Below are 14,588 nucleotides of genomic sequence, written 5' to 3'. Positions count from 1 at the left end.
ACCAGGAGGCGCGACGGCAGGGGGGCCCCCGCGCCATCGGCGATCCCTAGACACGGCCCGGCCCCGCTGCTAGGTCCGCGCTTCGCTCGCATGGTACGGACGCATAGCTCAGTCGGTAGAGCAGCTGACTCTTAATCAGCGGGTCCTAGGTTCGAGCCCTAGTGCGTCCACCAAACTTTTCAATGACTTACCCTTCAGCGGTAGCGAACCGAGCGCGGATCGCGGGCGGCTGGCAATCAAATAGCAATCAACCGACCTCCACGGCTCTCGCGTGACGGCCCCTTGACCTTCGGCCCGGTTTCCCGCCGAATGCTGCCTGGTAGCACAGGGATGGGGTGGTGGAACCAGAGGCGACCCAGACCAAGCGGGAGAAGGTTGGTGGGGTAATAGGGGAAGTTCTCTTCGCGCCCCTTCGGCTCATTGCTGCCGCGCTGTGCATCGGCCTGCCGCTCGCCTTGGCGAAAGGGGAGGGGGCGGCGTTCGCGTTGCTTGTCATTCCCACATTGCCCGCTGCGCTGACCTGCCTGTGGATGCCCGAAACGGGGTCGAAGCTGTGGTACTGGTATGGGCGCACTCTGCGCAAAGCCTCTTTGAAGATCCCCGCGTCCGTCCGACAGTTGGGCGATCGCGCGATCAAATCAGCGTCGGACGCCATTGAAACCTCCGCGAACATCTTTGGCGCCGTCGGCGTGAGGTTAGTGGGCTGGACTCTCAGGGTCGCCCTATCCGTCCTCTCGATAGGCCTCTTTGCAGCGACCATTTACGTCCTTTTCCAAGGCATCGCGGAGTTGCCGATCAGCGTTGCGATCATCTTAGGGGCAATGATTATCGGTTGGGCAGTCGCAAAGCGATAAACAGCACGCCTCAGCCCCCTTCCGTGATTGGCAACCCCCGCACGAGCGCCTCCACCTCCGCACATCGTGCCCCATGCTTCCAGGCATTGCGGTTGCCCCTAGGCGCCCCGGGATTGGTCCCGCCATGCATGCGGCACCGCTTCCGGCCCTTGACCGCCGGGGTTTGGCATGCCCCCCCTCTCCTTGCCGCACCCACCTGCCGGCTGCGCGGCCAATCCCTGCCTCACCCTGCCTCAGCGGTAGAAGATGTGGTTCCCCACTTGCGCCACGCGCGTCAAGCGCCAGCCGGGCCGCACATAGGTGGCATGGAAGTGGGTCGCATCACCCACGACGGGTGTCCAATGCTCCTTGATGGCAATCAGCGCAATCGCGCGCGCAACGAGATAGGCCGCTTGGTCGACTGGGGCTGGGATCACGCCCGCCCGTACGAAGCTGAACTGCCGTGGCGCCTTGATGACTGCACACACGTCGCGGCCGAAGCGGCCGTCGGCGACACGATTGAGGATCACTTCGGCAACGGCAAGCTGGCCTTCCAGCCGCTCGCCCTTGGCTTCCCAGTAGACTGCGCGCGCCAGACACTCCATGTCCGGGCTGAATGTCGCCCGTGCTGCCTCGGAGCGCAGTTCAGCCACGAGGGCAGCAAGCGAGTCCGGGCGCACCCGGACCTGGGGTTCCTCCACCAGCGCCGCCTTGAGGATTTCGGGGTCCTCGATGAATGGTGGCACATCCGCCGCTGCGTCCACTGAAGACTGAGGTGCCACTGTCGCCTGGCCGGAAAGCCACTGGCCGACATCGGCATCAAACGGGGCCTCTCCCGCTGCCAGCATAAGGACGGCAAGTCCCGCTGCCACGAGGGGCCGCCTCACATTGATCATGCACTCGCTCATTCACCCGCCGGCCATGGGGCTGCCCGCCTGGCCCTGCCGCAAACGGCGCAAGGGGGAGGTTGGGGCGCGGCCAGCGCGCTCTTCTTCCAGCAGCCCCGCCCTGGGCCGCCGGCGCCTGGCAAAAGTGCTTGCCAAGTCGCAGTCTCCCCCTTGGCGCAGGCGTTCTGCGGGTCAATTGGCGGGGGGAAATCCCGCGACGAACCGTGCCGGGTCCGGGACGGCAAGTTCGACGATCCACAGATCGGGGTCGAAATCCCGGGCCCGGGTGCACAAGCGGTCGACGGCCGCCTCACCTTCGGCTGCGAGCCGCCAGGCCATGCCGGCATTCACATCCGGGATACGCTCGTAAGCCCTGAGATCGCCATCTGCCAGCCGGTGGACCAGCAGCATGGCGCTGCCGCCCGCGTGGCCCTTGGCCAGCACCGTGGCGTAGCCGCCGGCAGCGAACACTCGGCGCAGCAGCGCTGGCACCATCAGGCTCGCCGGCAGGGCAGGCGTCATTCCGCGTAGCCGGGAAGCGAGGCGAGCGGGATTTTTGAGCGCATGAAGGTGCCCTGGCCGCGGGCGACTTCCTCGCCATCGGCGTTCAGAAGCCGGCTCTCCGCGATCAGCACGCGCCTCGCACCCGACACCCACTGCCCGACAGCCAGCAGCGGGCCCGCTGTCACGCGGCGCGTCAGGAACAGGTTGAACTGCGTCGTCAGCATGAAGACATCGGGCACCATCGAGTTGGCGGCATAGAAGGCGGCATCGTCGAGCATCTTGAAATAGACGGAACCATGGGCCGCACCGGCAGCATGGTAATGGGCTTCGTTCACTTCAAAGCGGATTTCGGCATGCCCAGGGGCGGGCAGCACCAGGGTGGAGCAGAACAAGGTGTTGACAGGTGCTGCCGCATACAGGCGTTCCAGTCGCCTCAGATGCTCTGCCGCCTCGACAGCCCGCGCGCCACCCCCTTCCGTTCCGGCGCGCCTGCCTTCGCTCCCAGGCCCCTCTCGTTGGGCCCCTGTGGCGGCGGCAGCCTTTGCTCCGGCTTGCCGCCCGGTCAGAGCCGGGGCTCCACCCAGCCGATATTCCCGTCCTCGCGGCGGTAGACCATGTTGAGGTGGCCAGTGCCGGAGTTGGTGAAGAGGAGCGCCGTCGTGTTGCGCAAATCGAGCATCATGACCGCGTCTGAGACCGTGGCCTCGGGAATGTCGACCTTCATTTCGGCGATCGTGAGCGGTGCGTCCCCGGCCTCGCTGTCCTCGGGCTCGGCGCGGAAGATCCGGTAGTCGGCATTTTCCGGAATGCGGTCGGGCGCTACGCTGTCAAGCGCTGCACCATTCTTGTCCTTGAGCCGCCGCATGTAGCGTCGCAGCTGTTTCTCGATCCGGTCGGCGGCGCCATCGAAGGCCGCATGGGCATTGGCGGCCCGGTTGGAGCCCTTGAGAACCAGCCCCTGCATGACGTGGCAGACGATATCACAAGTGAAGCTGTCGTGCGGTCCCGTGGAGAGCGTCACATGCGCGCCAAGTGCGCGCGAGAAATACTTCTCGGCCATCCCCTGCAGCCGTGCCTCGACATGGGCGCGGAACGCGCTCCCGGTGCTGACCTGATGCCCAGAGACTCGAATGTCCATCAGCCTTCTCCCACACATGCGTCCGGCATTGCCGCCTCAAGCTTCGCCCACAGCGGATTGGCCATTCCAGCCAGGAACGCGCGATGCGCTGCCAGCTCCTCGGGCGCGAGCGCGAACACTCTGACAGGCCAGCTCCGCCGGGGCATCGGCGCTGCCGCCGCCTCGACAAGCCCATGACCGAGCTCCAGCCCCATTTGACGGCCGCCGGTCAGCTCAACATAGACGCTGGCCAAAAGCTCGGTATCGATCATCGCTCCGTGCTGCACCCGCCGCGAAAGATCGATCCCGAACCGCTGGCAGAGCGCATCGAGCGAATGTTTGGCACCCGGAAGGCGCGCCCGGGCAAGATCGAGCGTGTCAACAAGGCGCTCCTCGGCAATGGGCGAGAGGCCGGCAAGCTCGAGCTCGGCGTTGAGGAAGCGCCAGTCGAAACGGGCATTGTGGGCGATGATGGGGGAGTCGCTCAGGAAGGCAAGAATCTCCGCAGCGACTTCCGCAAACGCCGGCTTGTCGGCAAGGAAGGCGTCGGTGAGCCCATGCACTTTCTGAGCTTCGGCCGGCATCGGCCGCCCGGGATTGAAATAGAGGTGCAGCCGCCGGCCAGTCAGCACCCGGTTGCAGAGCTCGACTGCCGCCAATTCCACCATCCGGTGGCCGTCGCTCGGGTCAAGCCCGGTGGTCTCGGTATCGAGCACGATTTCGCGCATGAGCGCGGGAAAGATGCGACAGTCGCTTCGCCCTTGCAAGCGCCCTCGCTGCCCGCACCAGGCGGCGCACAGCGCGCCAGGTCACCAGGCGCCCGCGTCCGGTCTCAATGATGACATCGGCCTTGGCACGCTTGGTTTGGTCCGGCATCTGGTGGGCAAGCACGGCGTCCAGTTTGGCGATAGTCATGCCCGGCCGGGCCAGCACGCGGGCCCGCTGCACGCGTGCGGGAGCACTCACCACCACCACCAGATCGACGCGCCGCCAGCCCCCCCGCTCAAGAAGCAGCGGCACATCAACGAGCACCAGCCGCCGCCCGCGGTGACGGCGCAGGAAGAGAGCCTGCATGCGCGCCACCTCCGGGTGAACGATCCGCTCAAGCACAGCAAGCGCCTCGGGCCGGCCGAATACCGCTGCCCCCAGCGCTGCCCGATCCACGCCAAGAGGCCCGGTTGTGCCCGGAAACGCCGCCTCAATGGCGGCGAGCGCCCGCCCGCCTGGCCCCTGCACGGCGCGCACGGCCGCATCCGCATCAAAGACAGGCACACCAAGGCGCGCGCACATCGCAGCAACCGCCGACTTTCCCATGCCGATCGAGCCCGTCAAGCCCACCACCAGCGGTCCTCGTCGCACCCTCATGGCGCGTCTTTCGTGAGCAGCGCGCGCAGCTCCGCATCGCGCTCGCGCGGCGGCTCGGCCGCGAAGAAGGCGCGGAACCCGGCGCGGGCCTGGCCGATGAGCATGACAAGCCCGTCCACGACGGGCAGTCCCTTGCCGCGCCCGCGGGCGAGAAGCGCAGTCTCGAGCGGTGCATAGACCATGTCGAACACACCCGCTGCAGCGCCCACGGCATCAACAAGCGGCGCCGGCATGGGCGCAGCGCCAGCCATGCCAAGGCTGGTCGCATTGACCACCACGGCGCCAGCAAAGGCGGTACCCGCGTCTGCCAGCGCCCAGACCCGGCCCGGAAGTGCGAACGCCTCAAGTAGGGCGCGGGCTGCCTCCCCGTTGCGGGCAACGAGCCGCACCTCCCCCACGCCGAGCTCGGCAAGGGCGGCAAGCGCTGCCCGCGCTGCGCCGCCGCTGCCAAGTACGGCAACGGTCGAACCGCTCCCCACTTCGAGCAGCGCCAGTGCTTCGCGCACGCCTTCCACATCGCTGTTGCTGGCCACCAGCCCGCCGTCCTCCACCCGCACCAGGTTGGCTGCCCCCACCGCCCGGGCGCGGTCGTCTGCGGCATCGACATGGGCAAGCGCTGCCACCTTGTGCGGCAGGGTCAGGTTGACACCGGCAAAGCCGAGCGCCGGCAGCCCGCGCAGGGCCGCACCCAGGGCTTCGGGCCGCACTGGCAAGCGCACATAGTCGCCATCGCGCCCCAGCGCCTGGAGCCAGAAGCGGTGGATGTGGGGCGACTTTGACTGCGCAACTGGCCAGCCCATCACGCCCGCGACCGGCAAGCCGCTCACGCCGCCATCACTCCCAGCGCCCGCAGCTGGGCAAGCAAAGGGAGCAGCGGCAACCCCTTGACGGTCCACACGTCCCCCTCGATCCGGTCGAACAGCTGCACACCAAGGCCTTCGACATGATAGCCACCGACCGATCCCAGCACCGCCTCGGGCACGGCGGCAACATGCGCATCGAGCCAGGCGTCCGAGAAGTGGCGCACAAGAAGCCGCGCCACCGCCGCATGCCGCCACAAGGCCGCGCCATCGCGCGCCAAGACCGCTGCCGAGACCAGCCGGTGGCCCCGGCCGCGCAGCAGGCGAAGCTGGGCGACAAGACCCTCCCGCGTCCCTGGCTTTCCAAGCCAGCCGCCACCCTCCACTTGACCGGCCGTATCGGCGCCCAGCACCAGCCGCCCTGGCAGCCGGGCGGAAACCTTCACCGCCTTGGCTTCGGCAAGGGCGTCGGCCACATTCCTCGCGTCCGCCCCTTCGGCCTGCAGCGCTGCCGTCAACGCGTCCTCATCAATCGCCGCTGGCACCACCTCATGGGCTACGCCCGCCGCATCGAGCATGGCCGCCCGCGCTGGCGAAGCGGAAGCAAGCACCAAGAGCTCAGCCAACCACCACTCCGCTTCCCGGCCCGGAAAACTCGCCCTTCAACTCCTGGTGGAGGGCGATGACCGCCGCCGCCGTCTCTTCAATCGACCGCCTGGTCACATCGATGACCGGCCAACCGCGGGCGGCAAACAGCCGCCGTGCTGCCGCCAGCTCGTCTGCCACCCGCTCAGGGTCGGCATAGTCCTGGCCCACCCCCGCCGCTCCCCCCAGCAGCCGGTTGCGCCTGACCGTCAGCAGCCGCTCGCGGTCCATGGTCAGCCCAACGACGAGCGGCCGCTTGAGCTCGAACAGCCGCGGATCCGGCTCGCGGCCTGGCACCAGCGGCAAATTCGCCACCTTGTAGCCACGGTTGGCAAGATAGATGGACGTTGGAGTCTTGGAACTGCGGGAGACACCAACAAGCAGGATATCGGCTTCATCCCAACCTTCTGCTGCCTGGCCATCATCATGCGCAAGCGTATAATTCAGTGCGTCGATGCGCTGGAAATAGGCAGCATCCATCACATGCCGCCCACCCGGGCGCGGCCTGGCCGACTGGCCAAGAAGGCGCGACAAACCAAAGACGATCGGGTCAAGAACGGCGATCACCGGCAGCCCAAGCCGCTCGCACTTGGCCTCGAGTCGGCGCCGAAGCGACTCCCCCACCAGCGTATACAGCACGAGACCGGGCTGGGCTGCCACTTCCTCCATCACCCGGTCGAGATGCCCTTCCGACCGCACCAGCGGCCAGAAATGGCGAATCGCCTCCACATCCTCGAACTGGGCAAGCGCTGCCTTCGCCAGCACATCGAGCGTCTCGCCAGTCGAGTCGGAAACGAGATGCAGGTGAAAGCGACGCACGATTTCCTGGGGATAGACCAGCGGACAAGGGCCTGGAAAGCAGCCGCAGAAGGCGCCCATCCATCCCCGCTTGCTCCCCATGACAGACCTGTCCCCCCCAACCCAGCCGCAATAGCCCCCATTCTCCCCATGTGGACAACCCCGGCCGCAGCCCCAACAAGTCTCCGGAAAAGCGAAAAAACCACTTGTTTCCAAAAATTTGCTGGAGAGCGTGGAGTGCACATCCCTGTGGATGAAAATGCATCCCCGCAACTCACCGCAACGCCCCTGTCATTGCGAAGACATGATTCCGTCATGAATCAGCCGGAGATGCCCAGGTGCTGCAATCGCGGTTGACGTCGCCGCTGCCACTCCGCAAGACGCTTCCATGGCAACGGCCCAGGCCATCCCGGCATCCTCCCCGCTCCTCGACGTCCTTGCCGGAGTGCGCCATGATCCCCCCCCGGTCTGGCTCATGCGTCAGGCCGGCCGCTATCTTCCTGAATATCGCGAACTGCGCGCCCAAAAGGGCGGCTTCTTGGAGCTCCTGCTCGATGCTCCTGCGGCGGCCGAAGTGACGCTCCAGCCGGTCCGGCGCTTCGGCATGGATGCTGCCATCCTCTTCTCTGACATCCTCGTCATTCCCTGGGCCATGGGTCAGGCGCTCGCCTTCGAGGCTGGCGAAGGCCCTCGCCTTACGCCAGCGCTCAAGGATGCACCGCTCATGCTCGCGCTTTCGGCCATGACGACCGAGGCGGGAAAGCTTGCGCCCGTTATCGATACGGTGCGCCGCGTCCGCGCCAGCCTCGGGGCCAAGACGGCGCTCATCGGCTTTGCTGGCGGCCCTTGGACGGTTGCAACCTACATGCTTGCAGGCCAGGGCGGCGCGCTCGAGGCGGCCCGCCTTGCCGCCTACCAAGATGCGCTTGGTTTCCGCGCCCTCATCGACCGCATCACCAATGTGACAATCGGCTATCTTGCCGCGCAGATCGCCGCGGGTGCGCAGGCCGTGCAGATCTTCGACAGCTGGTCCGGAGTGCTCCCCCCTGCCGAGTTCGAGCGCTGGGTCATCCGCCCCACACGCCAGATTGTGGCGGCCATCAGCCATCTCGCCCCCGTCATCGGCTTCCCCCGCGGCGCCGGACAGAACCTCCTGCGGTACGCGGAAGAAACGGGGGTCCACGCGCTCGGCCTCGATGAGACTGCCGTGCCCGATGGCCTTCCCGTCACCCTCCCCCTGCAGGGCAATCTGGATCCGGTTGCGCTTCTGGCTGGCGGCGAAGCGCTCGACCGCGCCGTCGACCAGTGCCTCGCCCGCTTCGCCGGCCGTCCGCATATCCTCAATCTCGGCCATGGCATCGACAAGGACACCCCGATCGCCCATGTCGAGCAGCTCCTGAAGCGGCTGCGCGGATGACGGTCGGCTTTCTTGGTGGCGCCTATGTCTGGGTGAAGGCGCTCCATGTCATCGTTACCTTCTTCTGGATGGCTGGCCTTTTCATGCTGCCACGCTATCTCGTCTATCAGCATGCGGAAGTCCCTGGCTCGCCAGCGGACCGCGCCTGGAGTGAGCGCACGCGCCGCCTGCGGCGCATCATCCTCACTCCCTCCCTCGTTGCGGTGTGGGTCCTCGGGCTCCTTGCTGCTCTCTCCTACGGGCTTGCGACGGCCGGCTGGCTCCATCTGAAGATCAGCCTGGTCCTGCTTCTGACGGGCTATCACGGCTGGATGGTCGCCCTGTCTCGGAAGATGGCCGCCGGCGCCCGCCCGATCGGGGAAAGGTCCTTGCGCATGTGGAACGAGTTTCCGGCGCTTGCCACCATTGCCATTGTGCCGCTTGCCATCCTGAAGCCCTTCTGAGCTGCACGCCAGCCTTTTCCTCAGCCAAAATCCGGACTAGTTTGGCGGCGGGAGAGGAGAGTGGCCATGGATCCATCCCTGGTGGACGAAGGCGAGGCAATTGCCCCGGCAGCGGTTCGCCCCATCACCACAGCCGATCTCAAGTGGGCGCTTGCGGCCGGCTGGGACGATTTTCGGGCGCTGCGCGGCGATCTCCTGTTCCTTCCCCTCATCTATGCGGCAATCGGTGTCCTTGCTGCAGCCGTCGCCTTCAACCGCGATCTCTTCCCGCTCATCTTTCCCATGGCAGCTGGCTTTGCCCTCGTGGGTCCAATTGCGGCGGCCGGTTTCTACGAGATTGCGCGGCGCCGCGAACAGGGCCTGGATACCAGCTGGTTCCACTTCTTCGATCCCATGGCCGGCCGCTCGAGGCTGCCGCTTCTCTTTCTTGCCGTCGGTCTTGCCGGCCTCTTCCTGCTCTGGGTCGCAGCCGCCCAGGGCATCTATGGTACAACGCTTGGGCGGCTTGGGCCGGCCACACCAGCAGACTTTGTCTCCGCCCTGTTCACAACTCCCGAAGGCTGGCGGATGGTCATCCTCGGCAACCTCGTCGGCGCTGGCTTTGCCCTTGCTGCCCTCGTCTTCTCGGCCTTCAGCTTTCCCATGGTTGTTGATCGCGCAGCTGATCCTCTTGCAGCCGTGATGACGTCGGCGCGAGTCTTTGCCACCAGTCCCAGGGTCATGCTGCGCTGGGGCCTGACTGTCGCCGTCCTCCTCCTTCTCGCCTCGGTCCCCGTCTTCCTTGGCCTCATGGTCGCGCTCCCCGTCCTCGGCTACGCGACTTGGCATCTTTACACGCGCGCTGTCGTGCGGGACGCTTGATTTCGCGCCCCCAAGCGCCTAGGGGGCAGTTGCGTGCTCCTCAGGGGTCGCGCCCTCCCCAGCTTCCAGCGCCAGGTCCCCCCGCAAGGCTTCGGCGTTTCTCCCAGAGGCTTCCCTTTGCATCTCCTTGATCTCAAGAAGAAAACTCCCGCCGAGCTCGTCGAGATGGCCGAGGCCCTTGGCGTCGAGCAGGCCTCCACCTTGCGCAAACAGGATCTCCTCTTCGGCATCCTGAAATCCCTTGCCGAAAAGGACGAGGACATCACTGGGTCGGGCACCATCGAAGTGCTCTCGGATGGCTTTGGTTTCCTGCGCTCGGCAGATGCCAATTATCTTGCCGGCCCTGACGACATCTATGTGAGCCCGGCCCAGGTCCGTCGCTATGGGCTTCGCACTGGGGATACCGTCGAAGGCGACATTCGCGCGCCGAGGGATGGCGAGCGCTACTTCAGCCTCGTGCGCGTGACGCGAGTGAACTTCGATGATCCCGAGACACTCCGCCATCGCGTGAATTTCGACAATCTGACACCGCTCTACCCGGACGAGAAGCTCCGGCTCGACATCGAGGATCCCACCAGCAAGGACCGTTCGGCGCGTGTCATCGACATCATCTCGCCCCAGGGCAAGGGCCAGCGCGCCCTCATCGTCGCTCCCCCCAGGGTGGGAAAGACGGTGCTGCTCCAGAACATCGCCAAGGCGATCAGCGCCAACCATCCGGAAGTCTATCTGATTGTGCTCCTGATCGACGAGCGGCCCGAGGAAGTGACCGACATGCAGCGCTCGGTCCAGGGCGAGGTCGTCTCCTCCACTTTCGATGAGCCGGCTTCCCGCCATGTCCAGGTCGCCGAAATGGTCATCGAGAAGGCAAAGCGCCTTGTCGAGCACAAGCGCGACGTCGTCATCCTGCTCGATTCGATCACCCGGCTGGCGCGCGCCTACAATTCGGTCGTGCCGAGCTCGGGGAAAGTGCTCTCGGGCGGGGTCGATGCCAATGCCCTCCAGCGGCCCAAGCGCTTCTTCGGCGCGGCGCGCAACATCGAGGAAGGTGGCTCGCTCTCGATCATTGCCACTGCGCTCATCGACACCGGGAGCCGGATGGACGAGCTCATCTTCGAGGAGTTCAAGGGCACCGGCAACTCCGAGATCGTCCTCGACCGCAAGGTGGCGGACAAGCGCATCTTCCCGGCAATCGATGTCGGCAAGTCGGGAACGCGCAAGGAGGAGCTCCTCGTCGACAAGGGCGTCCTTGCCAAGATGTGGGTGCTGCGCCGCATTCTCATGCAGATGGGAACGGTCGATGCGATCGAGTTCCTGTTGGACAAGATGAAGGACTCGAAGTCGAACGCAGACTTCTTCGCCAGCATGAACCAGTGACCGGCGCGGCTTTGCCTCAGGGCCTGCACGCCGCTCTGGCGATGCGTTCGGGAGAGCGGTGACAGCGCTGGCCTGTCGCGCCCGCACTTCACATCGGCGCCGATCCCGTGCACACTGCGCGGTGGCGGTGGCGCCTGCAGGGTCGATGGATTTCGGCGCCACCACCACCATTCCGGTTGCCGGGGACGGCCGGCCTAGCCAGAGCTCCAGGGCTGCTCGGCAACCCGCGGAAGCCCTGCCATCAAGCCGGCTGCGGGATGGTAGCGCAAGTCCTGCCGGTTGACATATCAATCATTGATAGGCGGGGCGCACCGGGGTCGGGGCCTGCTGGCATGGCGCTTGCCCAGCCGCTGCGGGCAATCACCACATGGTCGAGGAGGGCGACGTCGATGGTGGCGAGTGCAGCCGCCACCCGCTTGCTGATACTCCTGTCCTCCGCCGATGGTGTCGGGTCTCCCGAGGGGTGGTTGTGCGCCAGGATGACAGCGGCGGCCGAAAGTTCGAGCGCGCGCCGTGCGACTTCGCGGGGGTAGACGACGGCAGCGCGGACAGAGCCGGTGCCGAGTCGTTCAGCGCGGATAAGCCGCTGGCCGCCATCGAGGAACAGCGCGCGCACTTCCTCAACTGGCAGCCAGGCCATGCTGGCATAAAGCCATTTCGCAACCGCTGCTGCGCAATCGATCCGTGGTCGCTCCGGCCCTTCGGGCGACAGCACAGCGGAGACCGCCTCGCGCACCAGGCCGAGGATCGCAATGCCATTGGCATCTGCCCCGAGCTGGCGCAGCCGCTCGTCGGAAAGGGCCAAGACGGCGCCAAGCGAGCCGCGCTCCGCAAGCAGCCGGTCGGCAAGGCGCGGCACGCTCTCCACTGCACTCAGGAGCCGCATCAGGAGCCAGCGGTCACGCGATCCAGCCGAATTGCCCACGGGCACGCCTGTTGGCCCTGCGCCCCCCAGCGCGCCAGCGTCTGCAACACCTCGGGCCGCACCCGTCATTCGTTCCCCTCCCCTTGTCGGCACCATATGGCTTTTGCGTTATGTCGAGATCCGCGACGGCAGGCAGCAGAAGTCATCGTCCCGTTCCACTGCCACGGTCGGGGTCGGTGGCCCCCCGCCCCTCGAACCAGGTCCCAAGCGCGACAGCCACCACCACCGGGTAAGACCAGATGATGAGGGTTGCAGCATAGGCTGCTGGCAGGATCTCTGGGACCCTGGCCGCCGCCAGGTGGACGGCAAGCGCCCCAAGCTGGAATCCGGCCGCCCACAGGGGCCAGAACGCCCGCGACGTCAAGGCGATCGCCCCGAGCGCCAGGAACAGCAGGGCATCGATGAGCAAAATCCAGTATTCCGGTCCGGCAAAGCCGCGGTTCTGGGCCAGGGGGGAAAGGAGCGCACTGCACAGCAAGGCAAGTGCCGCCAGCCGTTCCTCGCGGCCGCCGCGGCGCCACGCCAGCGCAAGCGTTCCAAGAAGGAGCGCAGCAAACAGGATTGGCTCGGGCATGGCTCGGGATTTCCGACTCTCCCTCGTGCCAGGCCAGGCCGACGCGCCGGCAGCCCCTCCGCCGCACGGCGCGTCTGGCCCGCTCAGGCGGCCTTGTTCTCGACCACCTGCAGCATCGCCTTCTTCTGCGGCCAGTCCGGCTTGTCAATGAAGCTGCCGAAGGCAACTTCCGCAAGGCCGATCGACTTCTGCACTTCCGAGAGGGCTTTGTGCGCTTCCACCAGCTCCCGCCTGGCTTCGGAAAGCCGGGCAATCGCAGCTGCAGCATGGTCGATGGCATCCTGGCCAGTGCATGCGGAAAGCCGGGCATCCTGGCGGGCAATCGGCATCAGTCCCAAAAGGCCGCTGGCCTTGGTGAGCGCGGCATCGAGCGCTTGTTCGGTCTCATAGAGCGATTCGGCAACTCGGGCGGCAACTTCGCGACGAAGTCTTGGCATGGCAAATCTCCCGAAGTGGCGGCTGTCAAGCACGCCCTCATGTCCCAATTTGAGCGCGTTTGTCTGATGCGGGCTCTGCGGTCAGGTGCGAAGCTGGGTCAGTGCCGCAATCCCTGACAGGAGGAGCCCAAAGGCCAGCATCGCCAGGATCGTCACGATCAGGATGCCGGCAAGGCGTTGGGGCAGCGTCAGGTCATTGGCGCCTCCCCACAGCCGGAGGGCGCTCGCTGGCGCGTGGGAAGCCGGCCAGGTCCAGGCCGCGGCATCCGCCACTTCCGGGGCGGGCTCGCCTGCAGGACCGCCCTGCATGAGGGGAAGGGAAACCTGACGCACATGGTGGCTGATGCCAGCGCGGCCGAGGGCATCGCCGGGATCGCGACCGGCATTGCGACCGGCATCGCCACCGCAGTCGGCGCTTGGGTCGCCGGGCAGCTCTTCGCCATGAAGGCCAAGGGGTTCGAGCGCAGGTCCATGGGCCAGACCATCGGGCGTTCCCAGCCGGCTCTCAATCCGCGACGATTGATATGCGAATGGTTGATAGGCCTCTCCCGCCCGGCCTTCCGCACGGGCAAGGGCCGAAGCCCGCCAGATGATGGCCGCCTCGCGCCTGCTGCTCACGCCCAGCACCCGCATCGCTTGCCGCAGCCGCGCATCGACGGTGTGCCGCGAGATCCCGAGCGCAAGCGCGATTTCCTTCGATGTCGCATGGTCATCGACAAGGTCGAGGCAAGCGCGCTGGCCTGGTGACAGCCGTGCCACACGCGCCTCCAAGTCCAAGTCGCCCGGATTTCCTCGACGTCGCACTCCGGCCACTCTCCAGCAGGGCGGATGTGAAACATAATCGCTTCCCACCCCCTTGTCAGCACTTTGTCGATGTCGGAACGAGAAACTGGAGAGGGTGCGTCCACCGCTGTGCCGTGCTCTCGCACTTGGCAAACGCCCAAACCCCGGCCATAGCCGCAAGGGTTGGAGTTGCGGGAGCAAGCGAGCATGTTCGAACTTGGGCGGAAGGCGGGCGTTGCTGCATTCACCCTGCTGGCGGCAGCGGGCACCAGCGCCGAAACACAGGCCCCAGAAACGCAGAAGCCGCTCGCCACCATCCCCGGTGGCACTGGCATCTTCGATGTCGATGGCACTGAGCACAGCCTGCCCAACCTGCTCGAGCCAGCCGAGCGCGAGCGCCTTGAGGCGCTGATGTCGGCCGCGCCCGGGCCCGCCTACAAGATTGACAGCGCAACCAGCCCTGATGACCGCACCGTCCTTGCCAGCCACAAGGGGGACCGCTTCTTCCTCGACCTGCGCACCGGCGCGATGGTGGCCGTGGCCAGGCCGGACAAGCCGGTCACGGCGTTAAGCTCCTATGTCTGGCTCAACAATGAGCGAGTGGGCTTTCTGACGATCCAGCGCGACGAAGGCGGCAAGACCAGCTCGGTCGGTGCCAGCATCGACAGGCGCACGGGCGCCATCCTGGTGCCCGAGCCACGCCTGGCGCCGGCGGCCGCGCGCCTCTCGGAGAAGACCATCCTCGTCGCCTGGTCGGAGGATGCAAGCAAGCTGCTGGTGGCCGACACCAGCAATGCCAAGCCGGCGAAGATGCCGGGTATGCCG

The 14,588-nt window shown here is 66.3% G+C and carries 20 protein-coding genes and 1 tRNA gene; 7 read left to right on the top strand and 14 right to left on the bottom strand.

The features are described 5' to 3' along the window. Nucleotides 1-97: 97 nt before the first annotated feature. Both ACWIQA_RS10395 and ACWIQA_RS10390 read left to right on the top strand, forming a co-directional pair. A tRNA-Lys gene (locus tag ACWIQA_RS10395) sits at nucleotides 98-173 on the top strand. A 165-nt stretch (nucleotides 174-338) separates the two neighbouring features. Continuing rightward, entirely contained in the window at nucleotides 339-854 is a 516-nt protein-coding gene (locus tag ACWIQA_RS10390) for a hypothetical protein (protein WP_448583007.1), read from the top strand. Nucleotides 855-864: 10 nt separating this feature from the next. Here the strand turns inward: ACWIQA_RS10390 and ACWIQA_RS10385 are convergent, their stop codons facing one another. The 10 genes from ACWIQA_RS10385 to ACWIQA_RS10340 all read right to left on the bottom strand — a co-directional run bounded on the left by ACWIQA_RS10385 (nucleotide 865) and on the right by ACWIQA_RS10340 (nucleotide 6,970). Beyond that, nucleotides 865-1,050 (bottom strand): HGGxSTG domain-containing protein, encoded by a 186-nt coding sequence (locus ACWIQA_RS10385; RefSeq protein ID WP_448583006.1) that lies wholly within the window; start codon nucleotides 1,048-1,050, stop codon nucleotides 865-867. A gap of 37 nt (nucleotides 1,051-1,087) precedes the next feature. After that, nucleotides 1,088-1,729: a cell wall hydrolase gene (locus ACWIQA_RS10380; RefSeq protein WP_448583005.1), complete on the bottom strand. Its 642-nt coding sequence runs from the start codon at nucleotides 1,727-1,729 to the stop codon at nucleotides 1,088-1,090. Between the two features lie 183 nt (nucleotides 1,730-1,912). Beyond that, nucleotides 1,913-2,242 (bottom strand): DUF1491 family protein, encoded by a 330-nt coding sequence (locus tag ACWIQA_RS10375; protein ID WP_448583004.1) that lies wholly within the window; start codon nucleotides 2,240-2,242, stop codon nucleotides 1,913-1,915. Next, complete coding sequence (locus tag ACWIQA_RS10370; protein WP_448583003.1) at nucleotides 2,239-2,616, bottom strand: PaaI family thioesterase; 378 nt, start codon at nucleotides 2,614-2,616, stop codon at nucleotides 2,239-2,241. The genes ACWIQA_RS10375 and ACWIQA_RS10370 overlap by 4 nt, the downstream gene beginning before the upstream one ends. Nucleotides 2,617-2,786: 170 nt before the next feature. Next, the gene (gene hpf / locus ACWIQA_RS10365; RefSeq protein ID WP_448583002.1) at nucleotides 2,787-3,362 is read right to left on the bottom strand and encodes a ribosome hibernation-promoting factor, HPF/YfiA family; all 576 of its coding nucleotides are present in this window, start codon (nucleotides 3,360-3,362) and stop codon (nucleotides 2,787-2,789) included. Beyond that, nucleotides 3,362-4,069 (bottom strand): DNA polymerase III subunit epsilon, encoded by a 708-nt coding sequence (gene dnaQ / locus ACWIQA_RS10360; protein ID WP_448583001.1) that lies wholly within the window; start codon nucleotides 4,067-4,069, stop codon nucleotides 3,362-3,364. The genes hpf and dnaQ overlap by 1 nt, the downstream gene beginning before the upstream one ends. After that, a complete protein-coding gene (gene coaE / locus ACWIQA_RS10355) occupies nucleotides 4,029-4,706 on the bottom strand; it encodes a dephospho-CoA kinase (protein ID WP_448583000.1) in 678 nt (225 codons plus the stop codon). Before coaE ends, dnaQ begins: the two co-directional genes overlap by 41 nt. Continuing rightward, nucleotides 4,703-5,533: a shikimate dehydrogenase family protein gene (locus ACWIQA_RS10350; protein ID WP_448582999.1), complete on the bottom strand. Its 831-nt coding sequence runs from the start codon at nucleotides 5,531-5,533 to the stop codon at nucleotides 4,703-4,705. Before ACWIQA_RS10350 ends, coaE begins: the two co-directional genes overlap by 4 nt. Continuing rightward, entirely contained in the window at nucleotides 5,530-6,132 is a 603-nt protein-coding gene (locus tag ACWIQA_RS10345; protein WP_448582998.1) for a Maf family protein, read from the bottom strand. Before ACWIQA_RS10345 ends, ACWIQA_RS10350 begins: the two co-directional genes overlap by 4 nt. Beyond that, a complete protein-coding gene (locus ACWIQA_RS10340; RefSeq protein ID WP_448582997.1) occupies nucleotides 6,125-6,970 on the bottom strand; it encodes a pyruvate, water dikinase regulatory protein in 846 nt (281 codons plus the stop codon). The genes ACWIQA_RS10345 and ACWIQA_RS10340 overlap by 8 nt, the downstream gene beginning before the upstream one ends. Nucleotides 6,971-7,337: 367 nt before the next feature. Between ACWIQA_RS10340 and hemE the strand changes: the two genes are divergently transcribed. The 4 genes from hemE to rho all read left to right on the top strand — a co-directional run bounded on the left by hemE (nucleotide 7,338) and on the right by rho (nucleotide 11,044). Further along, complete coding sequence (gene hemE / locus ACWIQA_RS10335) at nucleotides 7,338-8,366, top strand: uroporphyrinogen decarboxylase (RefSeq protein ID WP_448582996.1); 1,029 nt, start codon at nucleotides 7,338-7,340, stop codon at nucleotides 8,364-8,366. Then, nucleotides 8,363-8,809: a CopD family protein gene (locus tag ACWIQA_RS10330; RefSeq protein ID WP_448582995.1), complete on the top strand. Its 447-nt coding sequence runs from the start codon at nucleotides 8,363-8,365 to the stop codon at nucleotides 8,807-8,809. The genes hemE and ACWIQA_RS10330 overlap by 4 nt, the downstream gene beginning before the upstream one ends. A 66-nt stretch (nucleotides 8,810-8,875) precedes the next feature. Continuing rightward, a complete protein-coding gene (locus ACWIQA_RS10325; protein WP_448582994.1) occupies nucleotides 8,876-9,670 on the top strand; it encodes a DUF2189 domain-containing protein in 795 nt (264 codons plus the stop codon). Nucleotides 9,671-9,787: 117 nt separating this feature from the next. Next, nucleotides 9,788-11,044: a transcription termination factor Rho gene (gene rho / locus ACWIQA_RS10320; RefSeq protein ID WP_448582993.1), complete on the top strand. Its 1,257-nt coding sequence runs from the start codon at nucleotides 9,788-9,790 to the stop codon at nucleotides 11,042-11,044. Between the two features lie 241 nt (nucleotides 11,045-11,285). On the opposite strand, the gene ACWIQA_RS10315 is transcribed toward rho, so the two are convergent. The 4 genes from ACWIQA_RS10315 to ACWIQA_RS10300 all read right to left on the bottom strand — a co-directional run bounded on the left by ACWIQA_RS10315 (nucleotide 11,286) and on the right by ACWIQA_RS10300 (nucleotide 13,784). Beyond that, nucleotides 11,286-12,038: a JAB domain-containing protein gene (locus ACWIQA_RS10315; RefSeq protein WP_448582992.1), complete on the bottom strand. Its 753-nt coding sequence runs from the start codon at nucleotides 12,036-12,038 to the stop codon at nucleotides 11,286-11,288. A gap of 73 nt (nucleotides 12,039-12,111) precedes the next feature. After that, nucleotides 12,112-12,543, bottom strand: coding sequence for a hypothetical protein (locus tag ACWIQA_RS10310; protein ID WP_448582991.1), 432 nt, complete (start codon nucleotides 12,541-12,543; stop codon nucleotides 12,112-12,114). Nucleotides 12,544-12,626: 83 nt separating this feature from the next. Further along, a complete protein-coding gene (locus ACWIQA_RS10305) occupies nucleotides 12,627-12,980 on the bottom strand; it encodes a hypothetical protein (protein ID WP_448582990.1) in 354 nt (117 codons plus the stop codon). A gap of 81 nt (nucleotides 12,981-13,061) precedes the next feature. Then, nucleotides 13,062-13,784 carry a helix-turn-helix domain-containing protein gene (locus tag ACWIQA_RS10300; protein WP_448582989.1) on the bottom strand — a complete coding sequence of 241 codons (723 nt, stop codon included), beginning with the start codon at nucleotides 13,782-13,784 and terminating at the stop codon, nucleotides 13,062-13,064. A gap of 186 nt (nucleotides 13,785-13,970) precedes the next feature. On the opposite strand from ACWIQA_RS10300, the gene ACWIQA_RS10295 reads away from it, so the two are divergent. Continuing rightward, the coding region (locus tag ACWIQA_RS10295) for a hypothetical protein (RefSeq protein ID WP_448582988.1) at nucleotides 13,971-14,588 on the top strand (618 nt) is incomplete at its 3' end.

The sequence above is a fragment of the Thermaurantiacus sp. genome (genome assembly GCF_053487655.1).
Note: the sequence above shows the minus strand (reverse complement) of the source record. Positions and strands in the feature narration are given on the sequence as shown.